Raw genomic sequence first — 15682 nt, 5'->3', positions numbered from 1 at the left:
AGCCCGGGCCGCCACCGGACGGTGGCGGCCCGGGCCGGACCCGCCGCGCCGCGTGCGCGACCGGCGGCGCTCGCGGATCAGCTGGTCGGGATCGCGTCCGCCGGCGGCGCCACCGGCGCCCCGGTCAGCTCCGTGACGGGGGCGTCACCGTCGTCGGTGGTGTAGGTCGGACCGAAGTACGCCTGGACGCCGTTCTGCACCTTGTTCATCCGCACGCCGCTGTAGCCGGCGTGGACGTCCGCGCTGTAGCGGAACGGGGTGAGGCCGGGGCCGGTGAAGCCGCCCTTGCGCACCGCCTCGATGAGCTTCTCGCGGGTCAGGTCCTTGCCGGCGGCGAGCAGCGCCTGCACGAAGGTGTACGCCATCGAGTAGCCGTAGACGGCGTTGCCGTCGATCGGGTTGGCGGCGTTGTACTGCTGGTGGATCCTGGTGTACGCCTGGATCCACGGATCGCTCTGGTCGTTGGCCATCGGCAGGTAGTTGTCGGCGATCATGCCCTCGAGGATCACCTTCTTGTCGCCGAGCTGGGTGGAGAGCGTGGTGTAGTCGGCGCCCACGTTGGACACCACCCACTGCGCCCGGAACCCCTGACCGGCGGCCTGGCCCATGGCCAGGGCGGTGAAACCGGGGATGGTCGCCGCGATCACCACCTGGCAGCCGGCCGCCTTCAGCGCCCCGATCGCCGGGCCGACCTGCTGGTTGGTGGTGGTGTAGGTCTGCTTGACGGCCACCGGCCCGAGGACCTTCTCCACCCCGGCCAGGGAGTCGCGGCCGAAGTCGTCGTTCTGCCCGAAGTGGCAGACCTTCTGGCCCGGGAACTGCTGCTTGACGAAGGTGGCCAGGATCTTGCCCTCGACGGTGTAGTCGGGCTGCCAGCCGAAGGTGGTCGGGTACTTCTCCGGCTGGTTCCAGTTGCGGCTGCCGGAGGAGACGAAGAGGTCGGGCACCTTCTGGGTCTTCACGAACTCCAGCACGCTGGTGTGCGTCGGCGTGCCGAGCCCGCCGAGCAGGGCGAAGACCTTGTCGTCGAGGACCAGCTTGCGGACCACGTTCTCGGTGTTCGCCGGGTTGTAGCCGTCGTCCACCGCCTTGTAGACGATCTTCCGCCCGTTCACCCCGCCCTTGCTGTTGACGTGCTCGAAGTACGCCTTGGCAGCGGCGGAGATCCGGGAGTAGCCGGGCGCGGCGGGACCGGTGAGCGGCTGGTGGGTGCCGATGACGACCTCGGTGTCGGTGACGCCGGGGACGTTCTCGGCCGCCTGCTTCTCGTCGTTGGCGCAGGCCGACGCGCCGGCCAGCAGAGTGAGGGTGGCGGCGGCCGCGAGAGCGCGCCGTGCGGTGGGATGCATGGTTCTCCTGTCCGGTGCGACGGGGGTGCGACGGTGGAGTCAGCGGCTCGGTGCCCGCCGGCGCGGCCTCAGCCGTGCGGTGAGCGTGCGGACGGCGCCCTGCACGCCGCCCGGGGCGACGAGCATGACGACGATCAGGACGAGACCGAACACGGCCAGGGCCAGGTTGCCCTCCAGCCGCTGGGCCAGGCCCGCCGGCAGGGTGAAGGTCTCGGTGACGAGGCTCGGCAGGTCCTGCAGGGCGACCAGCAGGATCGCGCCCCAGACCGCGCCGGCGAGGCTGCCCAGCCCGCCGATCACGATGGCCATCAGCAGGAACAGCGACAGTTCGAGGGCGAACTTGCCGGGGGCCACGGTGGCGGTCAGCACCGCGTACACGCCCCCGCCCAGGCCGGCGCAGGCGGCGCTGACCACGAAGGCGAGCACCTGGTTGCGGGCCACGTGGATGCCGGCGAGGCGGGCGGCCACCTCGTCGTCGCGGACGGCGCGCAGCGACCGGCCGAACCGGCTGCGCACCAGGTTCGCCATCAGCACCATGGTGGTCAGCGCGGCGAACAGCGCGATCCAGGCCAGCCAGCGCTCCGGCTGGAAGTACGCGCCGAGGAACGCCGGTGGCGTCTCCGCCGGGAAGCGCAGTCCCTGCTCGCCGTTGAAGGTGCCGATGAAGATCGTGGTGATCGCCGGGACCAGGGTGGCGACGGTGAGGGTGACGCCGGCCAGGTACGGCCCGCGCAGCCGGGCGGCGGCCAGCCCGATGACCAGCCCGGCCGCCGCGGTCATCGCCACGGCGGCCAGCAGGGACAGCGGCAGGATCCATCGGCCCTGCACCGTCCGCGCCTCGAAGGCCCGCTGGACCAGCGCGACGGTGTACGCCCCGGTCGCCATCAGGGCCCCGTGCCCGAGGGAGAGCTGTCCGTTGAGCCCGACCAGGACGGTGTAGCCGGCGGTGACGCAGAGGAACGCGCAGACCCGGGCCACCTGGAGGTTCTGGTACGGCGGCAACTGGTTGGTCAGCAGCACGACGAGCGTGCCGGCGAGCACGGCCGGGACCAGGTGGTGCAGCAGGGTGGCACCCCGCGCCGGGGCGGCGCCCGGCGGGCCGGGCAGCAGCCGGCGCAGCGGTGACGGCCGGGTGGTCGACGGGTCCTTCTCGGACACCTGGGGCTCGGTGGTGGTCACACGTGCCTCGCTCTCGCGCTGGAGAAGAGCCCGCCCGGGCGGACCAGCAGGACCGCCAGCAGCAGGACGAGGACGGCCAGCGGCGTGGTGTCCGGGCCGAGGTAGCCGGTGACGTAGGAGAGGATCAGGCCGACCAGCAGGCCGCCGACCACCGCCCCGGCCGGGCTGTCCAGGCCGCCCACGACGGCGGCGGTGAACGCGACGACGAAGACCAGGTCCATCGCGTGCGGGTGCAGCCCCAGCCCGGTGGGGATGACCAGCATGCCGGCGAGGGCGCCGACCGCGGCGGCCAGCGCCCACCCGATCGTGAGCATCCGGGCGACGTTCACCCCGAGCAGCCGGGACACCTCGGGGGCGAAGGCGGAGGCCCGCATCCGCAGGCCGATCGGGGTACGGGTGAACAGCAGCGCGAGCGCCACCACGACCACCAGGACGGCGCCGAGCACCCACAGGTCGTACGGGGACAGGGCGGCGATCCCGCCGATCGACAGGGCGTCGGTGTCGAACGGCGCGGCGGCCGGCCGGTACTCGTTGCCGAAGACGATGCCGAGCACCGCCTGGATCAGCAGCACCAGGCCGAGGGCGACGATGACGTCGTTGAGCGGGTTGGCGTGCCCGACGAAGCGCATCAGCACCCGTTCGACCAGCGCGCCGAGCGCCAGGCCGGCGAGGACGGCCGCACCGAGGCCGAGCCAGTACGAACCGGTGGCGGAGGCCACCGCATAGCCGACGTAGGCCGTCGCCACCGCCATCGCGCCCTGGGCGAAGTTGACCAGACGGGCCGCCCGCCAGATCAGCACCAGGGCGAGCGCGAACGCCGCGTAGACGGCGCCGGTGGAGAGTCCGTCGAAGGTGAGGAACAGAAACCGGTCCACCCGCCGATCCTTCCTACTCCGGTGGTCAGAACCCGAGGTACGCGTGGCGCAGTGTGTCGTCGTCGCGCAGCTGCGCCGCCGGGGTGGCCGTGACGACGCGGCCCAGGGACATCACCACCCCCTGGTCGGCGACCGAGAGGGCGCTGCGCACGTTCTGCTCGACGAGCAGGACGGTCAGCCCGCTGTCGTCGCAGAGCCGGCGCAGCAGCGCCATGATCTGCGCGGTGACCCGGGGCGCGAGGCCGAGCGACGGCTCGTCGAGCAGCAGCAGCCGGGGCCGGGCGATCAGCGCCCGGCCGAGGGCGAGCATCTGCCGTTCCCCGCCGGAGAGCTGGTGCCCGGCGTGCCGCCGCCGCCGGGCCAGCGGCTGGAACAGCTCGTACACCTCGTCCTGGGCGCGCCGGGCGTCGGCCCGGTCGCGGCGCCACAGCCCGCCGAGGCGCAGGTTCTCCTCGACGGTCAGCTCGGCGACGATGCCGCGTCCCTCCGGCACGTGCGCCAGGCCGCGCCGGACCAGCGCCTCGACGCGGACGCCGCGCAGGTCCGCGCCGTCGTAGCGGACCTGGCCGGCGGTGGGGCGCAGCAGGCCGGACAGGGTCCGCAGCAGGGTCGTCTTGCCGGCGCCGTTGGCGCCGAGCACGGCGGCGATGGTCCCGGTCGGCACGGCGAAGGTGACCTCGCGCAGTACCGGCACCGGTCCGTAGCCGGAGCTGAGCGCGTCGACCTCCAGGAGCGCGCTCACGGCGTGACCACCGGGCCGGCGGTGCCGGTCGCGCCGGCCGGGACGTCGGCGCCGAGGTACGCCTCGGTCACCAGCCGGTCGTCGCGTACCTGCTCGGGGGTGCCGGTGGCGATGACCCGGCCGAAGTCGAGCACCACGATCTCGTGGCAGACGGACATGACCAGGTCCATGTGGTGCTCGACGAGCATGATCGAGCAGGCGCCGTCCGCGCGGCCGGGCAGTGCGGTGACGAGGTCGGCCAGCTCGGCGATGTCCTCGGCGCCGAGCCCGCCAGCCGGCTCGTCGAGCAGCAGCAGGCGGGGCCGGGCGATCAGGGCGCGGGCGAGGGCGACCCGCTTGCGCACGGCGTACGGCAGGGTGCCGGGTGACGCGGCGGCGTGCCGCGCGACGCCCAGCTCGGTGAGCAGGTCGAGGGCCTCCGCGCGCAGCCGCCGTTCGTCCCGGTCGCTGCGGGGCAGGCCGAACAGGGCGGTGGCGAAGCCGGCCCGGGCGGCGTGGCTGGCGCCGGCCATGACGTTCTCCACGACGGTGAGGCCGGGAAAAAGGCCGACGCCCTGCAGCGTGCGGGCGATACCGAGGCGGGTGAGCCGGTGCGGGCGGGGGCGGAACGGCCGGCCGTCGACGGTGAGCGATCCGCTGGTCGGCGGGACGAAGCCGCAGACCACGTTGAACAGCGTGGTCTTGCCGGCGCCGTTGGGGCCGATCACGCCGACGATCCGGCCGGGCGGCACCCGCATCGAGACGCCGTCCAGCGCGACCAGTCCGCCGAACCGGACGCCGACGTCGCGCAGCACCAGATCGATGCCGTCGGTGGGGGGTGGGCTCATCTTCACCTCTTACGGGACACGGCGGCGGGGGGATGCGCGGTGCGGCTCGGGCGAAGCGTGGAGGCGATTATTACACCGGGAGTGTACTTTTCAAGCGGTGAGCGTCAATGGCTTGTTACGACGCTGTGATGTCGAGGTGTCGTATCCGGACATTGCTCTGCGACCCGGTCCCCTGCCGGTCCTGTTCGGCGAAACTCATGCACTTGCCGTGCAAAGGTTTCTCCGGCCTGCAGGTCACGGCATGACGAGACCGCCGTCGACGGGGACGGTCACCCCGGTGACGTACGACGAGGCGTCGCTGGCCAGCCAGATCAGCGTGGCGGCGAGCTCCTCGTGCTCGCCGAGCCGCCCGGCCGGGGCGAGCGCCTTGACCATCTCGAAGGTGCCCGGCTCCAACTGGTCGCTCATCTCCGAGGCGAAGAAGCCGGGGGCGATGCAGTTGACCCGGATGCCCTTGCGGCCGGTCCACTGCGCCGCCAGGTCGCGGGTCAGGCCGATGACGCCGGCCTTGCTGGACGCGTACGCGGCCTGCGGGATGCCGCCGGGGCGCAGGCCGATGACGCTGGAGATGTTGACGATGGCGCCGCCGCCCGTCGCCGCCCGGGCGAACGCCTGGGCCATCCAGTAGCTGCCCATCAGGTTCACGTCGACGACGGCGCGGAACTGCTCCGGCGTCTCCCGGGAGGCGGGCACGGCGGTGCCGACCCCGGCGTTGTTGACCAGCACGTCCACCCGTCCGAAGTGCTCGATCGCGGTGGCGACCAGCGCCTCGCAGTCCTCGGGCCGGCTGACGTCGGTGGCGCGGGCCGCGTACCGGCGGCCGGCCGCCTCGACCAGCGCGCCCGTCTCCGGCAGGCGCTCGACGCGGCGGGCGCCGAGCACCACGTCGGCGCCGGCCTCGGCGAGCGCGCGGGCGAACGACACCCCCAGGCCGGAGGAGGCGCCGGTCACGACGGCGACCTTCCCGTCGAGGCGGAACCGGTCCATCACGCTCACCCTGGTGCTCCTCACGTTCGCGGTGCTCTGGACGCCATACCGACCAGCCGGTATGTTCGGCGTCCGGCGACCGTAGCGAGCCGCCGACACGCGCGTCAATGGGGAGGCAGCCATGGACTTCGAACCGACCGCACGGTCCGCCGAGTACCTCAAGCGGCTGCAGGAGTTCATGGACGAGCACGTCTACCCGGCCGAGGCCGTCTACGCCGCCCAGCGCGCCGAGCTCACCGCGGCCGGCAAGCGCCACCACCTGCCCGCCGTCGTCGAGGAGCTCAAGGCCGAGGCACGCCGCCGGGACCTTTGGAACCTGTTCCTGCCCGACGTCTCCGGGCTGAGCAACCTGGAGTACGCCCCGCTCGCCGAGCTGACCGGCCGCTCGATCGACATCGCCCCGGAGGCCGTCAACTGCGCCGCCCCGGACACCGGCAACATGGAGATCCTGCACATGTTCGGCACCGACGAGCAGAAGGAACGCTGGCTGCGCCCGCTGCTCGACGGCCGGATCCGGTCCGCGTTCGCGATGACCGAGCCGGACGTGGCCTCCAGCGACGCCACCAACGTCCGCACCCGCATCGAACGCGACGGCGACTCGTACGTCGTCAACGGGCGCAAGTGGTGGACCACCGGCATCGCCGACCCGCGCTGCGCCGTCATGATCGTGATGGGCAAGACCGACCCGTCGGCCGACACCCACCGGCAGCAGTCGATGATCCTGGTGCCGGTCGACACCCCCGGCGTCGAGGTGGTCCGCTCGCTGCCCGTCTTCGGCTACCACGACCAGCACGGCCACGGCGAGGTGGTCTTCACCGACGTACGGGTGCCGGTGTCGCACCTGCTCGGCGAGGAGGGCGGCGGGTTCGCCCTCGCCCAGGCCCGCCTCGGCCCCGGCCGCATCCACCACTGCATGCGCGCCATCGGCCTGGCCGAGCGGGCGCTGAGCCTGCTGGTGCAGCGCGCCACCACCCGGGTCGCCTTCGGCCAGGAGCTGGCCCAGCAGGGCGTGGTGCAGCAGCAGATCGCCGAGTCGCGGATGGCGATCGAGCAGGCGCGCCTGCTCACCCTCAAGGCGGCCTGGATGATCGACCGGTACGGCGCCAAGGCCGCCCGCACCGAGATCGCCGCGATCAAGGTGATCGCCCCGCGCGTGGCGCTGGAGGTGATCGACCGGGCCATCCAGGTGCACGGCGGCGCCGGCGTCTCCGACGACTTCCCGCTCGCGGCGATGTACGCGGGCGCCCGTACCCTGCGCATCGCCGACGGCCCCGACGAGGTGCACGTGCGCGACGTGGCCCGCCGGGAGATCCGCCGCCACCGGGAGTCGCGGTGACGGTGGCGACCGGGTCCGCCGTCGCGCCGGAGCGGCGACGGGCGCCGCGCGGCTCGGCGCGGCAGAGCATCGTCGCGGCCGCCACCGAACTGTTCGCCCGGCGCGGCTACGAGGCGACGAGCGTGCAGGAGATCGTGGCGGCGGCGGAGGTCACCAAGGGCGCGCTCTACCACTGGTTCGGCTCCAAGTCCGAGCTGCTCACCAGCATCTACCGCGAACTGCTCGCGGAGCAGACCGAGCGGCTGGCCGAGATCGCCGCGGGCGACGGGCCGGTGCGGGAGCGGCTGCACGCGGCGGCCCTCGACGTCGTCGCGCACACCGCCGAGCACCTCGCCGAGCTGACCGTCTGGGCCCGCTCGGCGCACCTGCTCGACGACGAGCACGCCGAGGCCACCCGCCGGGAGCGCCGCCGCTACCACGACCTGTTCCGGGACCTCGTGCACGAGGGCCAGCTGGCCGGCGTGGTCCGCACCGACCTCTCCGCCACGGTGGTCACCCACACGTTCCTCAGCGCGCTGGGCAACATCCACACCTGGTTCCACCCGGACGGGCCGCTGACCTTCACCGAGGTCGGCCAGCAGCTGGTCACGCTCTTCGTCGACGGCCTGCGCGCCCCGGCGCAGCCCGAGCCCGCGCATCCCGCAGCGGGCTAGATGTTCGCCGAGTCGGCCGGTACGCCGGCCGGCAGCGACGGCGCGCCCGCCGGCTGGTCACCAGCCTGGCAGGACAACCCCACCGTGTACGCGGTCATCGACAGCGACCCGTACGCGTACCCGTGCACCAGCACCTCGGGGGTGGACCTGGTCGCCCCGGCGATGCCGGCGAGGTAGAGCAGCGGGATGAAGTGGTCCGGCGTCGGCACCGCGCAGCCGAAGTCGCGGTGGGCGTCCAGCCGGGCCGCCTCGGTGGGCTCGTCGAGCATCACCTCGCGGGCCGCCTCGTCGAAGCGCCGCGCCCAGTCGAAACCCCGGTCGCCCAGCATCGGGTCGACCCCGCCCAGGTTGTGCACCACGTTGCCGCTGGCCACGACGAGCACCCCGCGCTCGCGCAGCGGCGCGAGCTGGGCGCCGAGCCCCAGGTGGTAGTCCAGCCCCTTGAACGCATTGATGCTCAGCTGCACCACCGGGACGTCCGCCTCGGGAAACGCGTGGGTCAGCACCGACCAGGTGCCGTGGTCGATGCCCCACGAGTCGACGTCGGCGCCCACCCAGGTCGGATGGACCAGATCACTGACCTCCTCGGCCAGCTCCGGCAGGCCCGGCGCCGGGTACCGGACGTCGAACAGCTGCTGCGGGAAGCCGTAGAAGTCGTGGATCGTGCGCGGCCGGGGCATCGCGGTGACGGCGGTCGCGCCGATGTACCAGTGCGCCGAGACCACCAGGATCGCCCGGGGCCGGGGCACCGCCCGGCCGAACGCCCGCCAGGCCGAGGTGTACCGGTTGACCTCCAGGGCGTTCATCGGGTTGCCGTGGCCGAAGAACGCGGCGGGCATCATGCCGGGACCCTGCTGACCGCTCATGCCGCTCCCCTCCGTGCCGTGGTCCGAGGGTAGTCCGGCGGGGGCGGGCGTCGCGGCGGTTCAGGCCGGTACGCCCCGTCAGCCGACGAGGTAGGCCGCGGGCACCGCGTCGGTCAGCCACACCCCGTTCGCGCTGCGGTAGAAGACGTGCCCGTCGCGGGCCATCGCCGCGGCGTCGACCGCGAGCACCACCACCGCGCCGTCGCGGCGGGCACCGACCCGCCGGGCCGTCGCCACGTCCGGCGACAGGTGTACGTGGTGCCGCCCGCCCCGGTGCAGGCCGGTGGCCCGGATCGAGTCCAGCGCGGCCGCGCCGGTGCCGTGGTAGAGGCGCTCGGGTGGCGTGGTGGGCTCCAGCTGCAGGTCGACCGGGATGGAGTGGCCCTGGTTGGCGCGGATCCGCTCGACGCCGTCGGCGCCCCGCTCGACGGCGAAGCGCTGCTTGTCGTTGCCGGCAACGACCGCGTCGAGATCGGCGCGCGAGATCCGCATGGCGGCGAGCAGGTCGTCCAGGGCCACCCAGCCGGCCCGGTCCGGGGCCAGGCCGAACCGGGCGGGCTCGTGCCGCAACGCCAACGACATCCGCTTGCTCAGCCGCACCAGCGCCCGATCGTCCATCGGGCCATTGTCGACCATGGCCGCGTGCGGCGGCGACGGGATTGCCGCAGGCACCGGGGCGGGCCGAGGCGCGGCGCGGCCCTCCCCCGCTACGGCACCCGTCGTCACCCCGGCCGGGTGAATCGGATCGCCGCCGCGCCGTCGAGCCGGCCGGGCGGGAGCTTGCGCCCGCAGACCGCCAGGAGCAGATCCTGGGCGAGGCCCCGCACGGGTGTGCCCTCGCCGTGGCTCCAGTCGAGGTCGGTCGCCCGGAGCTGGACGCCGGTCAGGTCCGTACCGAAGAACGCGACGTTGCGGGGCGACATGCCGGCCAGGACCAGGGCGACCCGTTCCGGCGGAACGCGGCGGTCCAGCCCGAGGCCGACGGTGATGTCCAGGCCGTGGATGACGTCGTGCGAGAGCGCGCCGTGGACCCCTCCGCCCGGCGGCGTCCACCGGTGGCCGATGTTCTCCCGCACCGCCGCGAGCAACTGCTCGGGCGAGAGGGTGGCGGCGTCGCGGCGGGCGGTGCGGTCGGCCATCCGGTTGATGTTGCCGCGCGCCCTGGCCAGCTCCACCAGCGTCCGCCCGAGCGAGGTCCGGAACGGCATCGTGGTGTGGGCGACGACCTCCCGCACCCGCCACCCGTCGCAGAGTGTCGGCGCGTCCCACCGATCAGGTGGCAGCGCCGCCAGCAGCTCGGCCTGTTCGGTCCGTTCCGCCACCACTGCGGCGCGCAGCTCGTCGTCGGTCATCCGGGGTTCCTTCCGTCCGCTCCGTCGACCCCGTCCACCGGGGTCCTCGGAGGGGATACGGACCGCAGGCGCCGAACTCATCGGCCGGTGGGCGTATGGTCGGCGGGTGCGGGAGAGACCGGCCGGCCACGACGTCCCGGTGGAGATGCTGCGAACCGAGCTGACCGGCTTCTGCTACCGGATGCTCGGCTCCGGTTTCGAGGCCGAGGACGCCGTGCAGGAGACGCTGACCCGGGCCTGGCGCGCGTCGGACCGTCACGACACGGCCCGCGGGTCCCTGCGGACCTGGGTCTACCGCATCGCGACGAACGTCTGCCTGGACATGCTGCGCAGCGCGCAACGGCGGGCCCGGGCGATGGACCTCGGCCCCGCCGCGGAGCCCGGTACGGCCATCGGCGCGCCGGAGCCGGAGCACGTCTGGGTCCAGCCGGTCCCGGACGACCGGGTGCTGCCCGGGTACGGCGACCCGGCCGAGGTGGCGCTGCGACGCGAGACGATCCGGCTGGCGTTCGTCGCCGCGCTGCAACACCTGCCGCCCCGGCAGCGGGCCGTGCTGATCCTGCGCGACGTGCTCTGCTGGCGGGCCGACGAGGTGGCGCACCTGCTGGGCGCCAGCGTCGCGTCGGTGAACAGCGCGCTGCAGCGGGCCCGGTCCACCCTGCGGGCGGTCGGCCCCACTCCCGGGGAGTCGTCCCCGCCCACCGAGGCGGCCCAGCGTGAGCTGCTGACCCGCTACTGCACCGCGTTCGAGCGCCACGACGTACCGGCCCTGGTGGCCCTGCTGCACGCCGACGCCACCATGTCGATGCCGCCGTTCCGGTGGTGGCTGCGGGGCCGGGACGCGATCGCGCAGGCCCTGTCCGACCCGGCGGCCTCGTGTGCGGGGTCGCGGCTGGTGGCCACCGCGGCGAACGGGTCACCGGCGTTCTGGCAGACCCGGCCGGGGCCCGACGGCGTTCACCGGCCGTTCGGGCTGGTCGTCCTGGAGCTGTCCGGCCGGTGGGTACGCGGGATCACCACCTACCTCGACGCGGACCGGCTGCTGCCGCTGTTCGGTCCCCCTGCCCGGTCGACCGATCCGGTGCCGACGGCCTGAGCCAGTCGTACCGGTGCGGCGCCGGCGGGTCGCCGGCGCGCCTGGGGCGAGAATTCGGAGCAGGCAGCACAGCTCGAGCGGTCCACGGACGAGCGTCACGCCATCGAGAGGACGCCGCGCGGTGGAGTGATGAGTACCATTCTTCGTCTTGAGCGAAGGACCCCTGCGTGCCCTGCAGGTTCATCGACCGGTTCTTCGAAGCGGTCGTGCAGGGGTCGAGGAGGCGGTGCTCAACGCGTTGTTCGTCAACGACGACATGACCGGCCGCGACGGTCACCGGATGCCCGCCCTGCCGGTCGACCAGGTGCTGGAGCTGGTGCGGGCCGGCCGGCCGGCGACCGTAGTCGGCTGCCGGCCGCCTCACTGACGCGCGGACCCGGCACTGATGCTCAACCACCGGCACATGCCCTCACAGACCCGAGCGGTCGGCCCGTACCTGACAGAGATCAGGGCTGCTGTCGGCCCTCCTGCTGTCCCGCTGGGGCGAACGTCTCCCGAGGCGGACCCGGCTCGGCCCAACACACGCCGCCTCGAAACTCGACGCCAGGCACGCCGTCGACCAGGCGACCGACGTCCGCCACGGCTCCGAGCGAGAAGGCGACGCTGCCTCGCAGTTCTGCAGTTGCCGCTTGGAGATCGTCGTCTTCCTTCGACCAGTCGACATCTGCCGCATGCAGCTCGGCGACAGCGCCGTCGGTTAGAGCGTGAGCGTCGGTGATCACCACGTCAATCCTGCAGTACAGATGCAGGGTGAGCGGTGCGGATACGGGCGGGTTCTCCATCCCGCCAGCATGCCGACGCCAGCTTCGGTGCGGAAGGGCGCGCTCAATCGGTCGTGATGCCCGAACCGCCTGCCGGCGGCGACGATCGAACGCCGACCGGGCGACCACGGGCAGCCTGGCCCTGGTTGAGGTGACCATCCCGACGAGGTGCTGATCAGCGACCGTCACTCACGACTTCAGCGTCGTCGGCGTGGACGCCGAGGATGGCGAGGAAGGCGTTCGCCGCAGGCGTACGGTCGGACCGGCTCCAGATGACGTACTCGACGCGGGCCGGCGCGTCCGTGACCTCGATGATGGCCACTCCGCTGAGCTGCGGCGCGTAGGCGGACGGCAGCATGGCCACGGCGAGTCCCTGCTCGACCAGGCGGGACATGAGGTACGCGGTGGTCACCTCGAAGGCGACATCGCGGACGAGACCGGCGGCCGCAAAGGCCTGATCGGACTGGCTCCGCCCGGCGGTCTTGGCCGGCAGGTCCACGAACACCTCGGAGGAGAGCCGACGCAGGCTGACCGCTGACTCCGCAGCGAGGGGATGGTCCGGGGCGACCACGGCGACGAGCCGATCACGGGCGAGTTCACGGGCGTTGACGCCCTCGGGCCGGGCCGTGGTGGGCAGGCCGAGGAAGGCCACCTCGACGCTGCCCTGCTTGACCTGCTCGACGAGGTCCTCGCTCGCGCCGACGCGAAGGTTGATGCGTACGGACGGATACCGCTGGCGGAAGTCGCGCAGGACGCCGGGGAGGTCGACCGCGGCAACGGTGGGGATCAGGCCGACCGCCAGGCGCCCACGCACCTCACCAACGGCCGCGGCGACTTCGGCGGCCGCGCGCTCCGCAGCGTCCAGGCACTGACGGGCGGCGGGCAGGAAGGCGGTGCCGGCCGGGGTCAGCCGGACCCGCCGGCTGGTGCGCTCGAAGAGCCTCGCGCCCAGTTCCCGTTCCAGGCGCGCGATCTGGTGGCTGAGCGCGGACTGGACCACCAGGCACCGCTCGGCAGCCCGGGTGAAGCTGTTCGTCTCGGCGACGGCGATGACGTAGCGCATCTGCTGGAGCTCCATCGATCCATCTTGGTCGGCGATCGATGGCGTGACAAACATGTGTTGGACTCATCGATCCATTCCGGGTGATGCTCAGGACACGACCGGGACGGCACAGCCGTGGTCCGGCCGGAGCCGCGTCGACCGGTCTTCGCGTGATCTCGGCGTCGATGACCGCGTGCAGCCGACGGCGACCCACCTCACCCGAAAGGACGCCCCACCATGACCATCGCTGCCCAGGAAAGGCCGGCCAGGACCGTTGCCGACATCTGGGTCGATCCCCGCTGCCCCTGGGCCTGGATCGCCTCCCGCTGGCTGTTCGAGGTCGAACAGGTCCGACCCGTCGCGACACGTTTCCACGTGATGAGCCTCTCGGTGCTCAACGAGGGCCGTGAGGTGCCGGAGAAGTACCGCACGGCGATGGTCGAGGGCTGGGGGGCGGTGCGTGTCTGCATCGCCGCCGAACAGCAGCACGGCCCCGAGGCGCTGCGGGCGCTCTACATCGCGATGGCCACCCGGATTCATCACCACAGGGCGGGCCTGGGCCAGGACATGATTCTCGCCTCGCTCGCCGACGTCGACCTGCCGGCGGAGCTCGCCGGCGCGGCGGACTCGACCCAGCATGACCGGGCGCTGCGGGAGAGTCATCACGCCGGGATGGACCCGGTCGGCTCGGAGGTCGGCACTCCGGTCATCCACGTTCCCGGGCCCAGCGGCGAACGCATCGCGTTCTTCGGGCCGGTGATGTCTCCGGCACCGCGCGGCGAGGCCGCCGGCCGGCTCTGGGACGGCGTCCTCGCCCTGACCGGCACCGACGGCTTCTTCGAGCTCAAGCGGACTCGCGACCGCGATGCCCGCTTCGACTAGCAGCAGATCGATCGTGAGCGCCTGCACGGCGCCCGAGGGCGGCGCCCGAACTCTCGGCACGAAAGGCGGGGCGGTATGAGGGGCGGCCATCACCTCCTCACCGCAGGCGTCACGGCGCTCGCGCCGGCGATCTGGGGAAGCACGTACCTGGTGACGACCGAATGGTTGCCACCGGACCGGCCACTGCTGGCCACCACCGTCCGGGCGCTTCCCGGGGGCCTGGTCCTGCTGGCCCTCACGTGCCTGCTGCCGACCGGGCCGTGGTGGTGGCGGTCGTTGGTGCTCGGCACGCTCAACATCGGCGCGTTCAACGTCCTGCTCTTCGTCGCGGCCTACCGTCTGCCCGGCGGCATCGCGGCGATGGTCATGGCCGTGCAGCCGATGATCGTCCTGATCCTGTCGGCGCTGCTCATCGGTGACAAGATCCGGGGCACGCACGTGGTGGCCTGTCTGCTGGGCGCCGCCGGTGTCGCGATGCTGGTGATCAGGCGGACCGGGGCTCTGAGCACCGTGGGTGTGGTTGCAGCGCTCGCCGGGGCGGCCTGCATGGCCGTCGGCATCACGCTGACCAAGCGGTGGGGACGCCCGGACCGGGTGGGACTGCTGCCTTTCACCGCATGGCAACTGATCGCCGGCGGACTGGTGTCCCTGCCGTTCACGCTGATCCTCGAAGGGCTGCCGGCCGCTCTCACCGGGACCAACCTGCTCGGGTTCGCCTACCTCACCTCGTTCGGCGCCGTTCTCAGCTACGCGCTGTGGTTCCGCGGGATCGAGCGCCTGCCCGCACTGGCGGTCTCCTTCCTCGCCCTGGGCAGCCCGATCGTCGCGACCCTCCTCGGCTACCTGTTCTTGCGCCAGAAGCTCGCCACCGTCCAGATCGTCGGCGTCATCGCGATCATCGTCGCCGTGCTGCTCGCGCAGACGCGACCACCCGGCTCACGGCGGTAGCCGCCCACCCCTTGTGGTGGTCACGGTAGGTTGCACGTCATGGCCACGGCCGCCGACATCCGTCACGAACTCGCCGGCCTCGCCGACCCGCGTCGGGCCGAGCAGATGAGCCGGTTCCTGCAGATGGTTCCAGGCGGGTACGGCGAGGGCGACCAGGTTATCGGCGTGTCCGTGCCGGAACAGCGCAGGGTGGCCGGCCGGTACTGGCGGGAGCTGTCCCTCGCCGAGACGTCGAAGCTGCTGACCAGCGGTGTGCACGAGGAGAGGCTGACCTCGCTCTTCGTCCTGGTGCGCAAGTTCACCAAGGGAGACGAAGAGGAGCGAGGCCGGATCTTCAGCATCGTCCTGGCCAACACCGACCGCATCGACAACTGGGACCTGGTGGACTCGTCCGCGCCGTACATCGTCGGCCCCTGGCTGATCGACCGGGACCGGAGCGTACTGGATCGGCTGGCCGGGTCGGCCCTGGTGTGGGACCGGCGGATCGCCATCATGGCGACGTTCGCGTTCATCAGAGCCGGAGACTTCCAGTGGACCTTCCGGCTCAGTGAACGGCTCCTGCGCGACCCACACGACCTCGTGCACAAGGCGGTGGGCTGGATGCTGCGCGAGGTGGGCAACCGCGACCGGGCGGCGGCGGAGGAGTTCCTGGCCCGACATTACCGAGCCATGCCACGGGTCATGCTGCGGTACGCGATTGAGAAGTTCACACCGCAGCGACGTGCGGAGTACCTGTCCGGCGCGGTCCAGACAGGGCGGTGCGGCGGCTGCTGACAGCCGATAGGTT

The 15682-nt window shown here is 72.6% G+C and carries 18 protein-coding genes; 7 read left to right on the top strand and 11 right to left on the bottom strand.

Annotated features, from left to right (window positions below):
- Positions 1–77: 77 nt before the first annotated feature.
- The 6 genes from ACSNN7_RS01705 to ACSNN7_RS01680 form a co-directional block, all read right to left on the bottom strand.
- A complete protein-coding gene (locus ACSNN7_RS01705; RefSeq protein WP_436678706.1) occupies positions 78–1349 on the bottom strand; it encodes an ABC transporter substrate-binding protein in 1272 nt (423 codons plus the stop codon).
- 39 nt (positions 1350–1388) lie between these two features.
- Positions 1389–2528, bottom strand: coding sequence for a branched-chain amino acid ABC transporter permease (locus ACSNN7_RS01700; protein WP_436678705.1), 1140 nt, complete (start codon positions 2526–2528; stop codon positions 1389–1391).
- Positions 2525–3403 (bottom strand): branched-chain amino acid ABC transporter permease, encoded by an 879-nt coding sequence (locus ACSNN7_RS01695; protein ID WP_436678704.1) that lies wholly within the window; start codon positions 3401–3403, stop codon positions 2525–2527. The genes ACSNN7_RS01700 and ACSNN7_RS01695 overlap by 4 nt, the downstream gene beginning before the upstream one ends.
- A gap of 25 nt (positions 3404–3428) precedes the next feature.
- Positions 3429–4145 carry an ABC transporter ATP-binding protein gene (locus ACSNN7_RS01690; protein WP_436678703.1) on the bottom strand — a complete coding sequence of 239 codons (717 nt, stop codon included), beginning with the start codon at positions 4143–4145 and terminating at the stop codon, positions 3429–3431.
- Positions 4142–4972, bottom strand: coding sequence for an ABC transporter ATP-binding protein (locus tag ACSNN7_RS01685; RefSeq protein WP_436678702.1), 831 nt, complete (start codon positions 4970–4972; stop codon positions 4142–4144). The genes ACSNN7_RS01690 and ACSNN7_RS01685 overlap by 4 nt, the downstream gene beginning before the upstream one ends.
- A gap of 234 nt (positions 4973–5206) precedes the next feature.
- A complete protein-coding gene (locus ACSNN7_RS01680) occupies positions 5207–5959 on the bottom strand; it encodes an SDR family NAD(P)-dependent oxidoreductase (RefSeq protein ID WP_436678806.1) in 753 nt (250 codons plus the stop codon).
- Positions 5960–6080: 121 nt separating this feature from the next.
- On the opposite strand from ACSNN7_RS01680, the gene ACSNN7_RS01675 reads away from it, so the two are divergent.
- Complete coding sequence (locus ACSNN7_RS01675; protein ID WP_436678701.1) at positions 6081–7295, top strand: acyl-CoA dehydrogenase family protein; 1215 nt, start codon at positions 6081–6083, stop codon at positions 7293–7295.
- Positions 7292–7948 (top strand): TetR/AcrR family transcriptional regulator, encoded by a 657-nt coding sequence (locus tag ACSNN7_RS01670; protein ID WP_436678700.1) that lies wholly within the window; start codon positions 7292–7294, stop codon positions 7946–7948. Before ACSNN7_RS01675 ends, ACSNN7_RS01670 begins: the two co-directional genes overlap by 4 nt.
- Here the strand turns inward: ACSNN7_RS01670 and ygiD are convergent.
- The 3 genes from ygiD to ACSNN7_RS01655 form a co-directional block, all read right to left on the bottom strand.
- The gene (ygiD, locus tag ACSNN7_RS01665) at positions 7945–8814 is read right to left on the bottom strand and encodes a 4,5-DOPA dioxygenase extradiol (protein WP_436678699.1); all 870 of its coding nucleotides are present in this window, start codon (positions 8812–8814) and stop codon (positions 7945–7947) included. The genes ACSNN7_RS01670 and ygiD overlap by 4 nt on opposite strands.
- A 78-nt stretch (positions 8815–8892) precedes the next feature.
- Complete coding sequence (locus ACSNN7_RS01660; protein WP_436678698.1) at positions 8893–9432, bottom strand: RNA 2'-phosphotransferase; 540 nt, start codon at positions 9430–9432, stop codon at positions 8893–8895.
- A gap of 104 nt (positions 9433–9536) precedes the next feature.
- Positions 9537–10166, bottom strand: coding sequence for a maleylpyruvate isomerase family mycothiol-dependent enzyme (locus ACSNN7_RS01655; RefSeq protein WP_436678697.1), 630 nt, complete (start codon positions 10164–10166; stop codon positions 9537–9539).
- Positions 10167–10272: 106 nt separating this feature from the next.
- On the opposite strand from ACSNN7_RS01655, the gene ACSNN7_RS01650 reads away from it, so the two are divergent.
- The gene (locus ACSNN7_RS01650; protein ID WP_436678696.1) at positions 10273–11262 is read left to right on the top strand and encodes a sigma-70 family RNA polymerase sigma factor; all 990 of its coding nucleotides are present in this window, start codon (positions 10273–10275) and stop codon (positions 11260–11262) included.
- Between the two features lie 226 nt (positions 11263–11488).
- Positions 11489–11629: a hypothetical protein gene (locus ACSNN7_RS01645; protein ID WP_436678695.1), complete on the top strand. Its 141-nt coding sequence runs from the start codon at positions 11489–11491 to the stop codon at positions 11627–11629.
- A gap of 79 nt (positions 11630–11708) precedes the next feature.
- Here ACSNN7_RS01645 and ACSNN7_RS01640 read toward each other — a convergent pair whose 3' ends face one another.
- Positions 11709–12044, bottom strand: a complete 336-nt coding sequence (locus ACSNN7_RS01640; RefSeq protein ID WP_436678694.1) for a hypothetical protein — start codon at positions 12042–12044, stop codon at positions 11709–11711.
- Between the two features lie 154 nt (positions 12045–12198).
- Positions 12199–13101 carry a LysR substrate-binding domain-containing protein gene (locus tag ACSNN7_RS01635; protein ID WP_436678693.1) on the bottom strand — a complete coding sequence of 301 codons (903 nt, stop codon included), beginning with the start codon at positions 13099–13101 and terminating at the stop codon, positions 12199–12201.
- 201 nt (positions 13102–13302) lie between these two features.
- On the opposite strand from ACSNN7_RS01635, the gene ACSNN7_RS01630 reads away from it, so the two are divergent.
- From ACSNN7_RS01630 to ACSNN7_RS01620, 3 genes are all read left to right on the top strand, one after another.
- Positions 13303–13947, top strand: a complete 645-nt coding sequence (locus ACSNN7_RS01630) for a mycothiol-dependent nitroreductase Rv2466c family protein (protein ID WP_436678692.1) — start codon at positions 13303–13305, stop codon at positions 13945–13947.
- Positions 13948–14022: 75 nt separating this feature from the next.
- Entirely contained in the window at positions 14023–14895 is an 873-nt protein-coding gene (locus ACSNN7_RS01625; protein WP_436678691.1) for an EamA family transporter, read from the top strand.
- A gap of 39 nt (positions 14896–14934) precedes the next feature.
- Positions 14935–15669, top strand: coding sequence for a DNA alkylation repair protein (locus tag ACSNN7_RS01620; protein WP_436678690.1), 735 nt, complete (start codon positions 14935–14937; stop codon positions 15667–15669).
- The last annotated feature ends 13 nt before the right edge of the window (positions 15670–15682 follow it).

The organism is Micromonospora sp. URMC 105, assembly GCF_051386295.1.
In the GTDB taxonomy this organism is placed as follows: domain Bacteria; phylum Actinomycetota; class Actinomycetes; order Mycobacteriales; family Micromonosporaceae; genus Micromonospora.
Note: the sequence above shows the minus strand (reverse complement) of the source record. Positions and strands in the feature narration are given on the sequence as shown.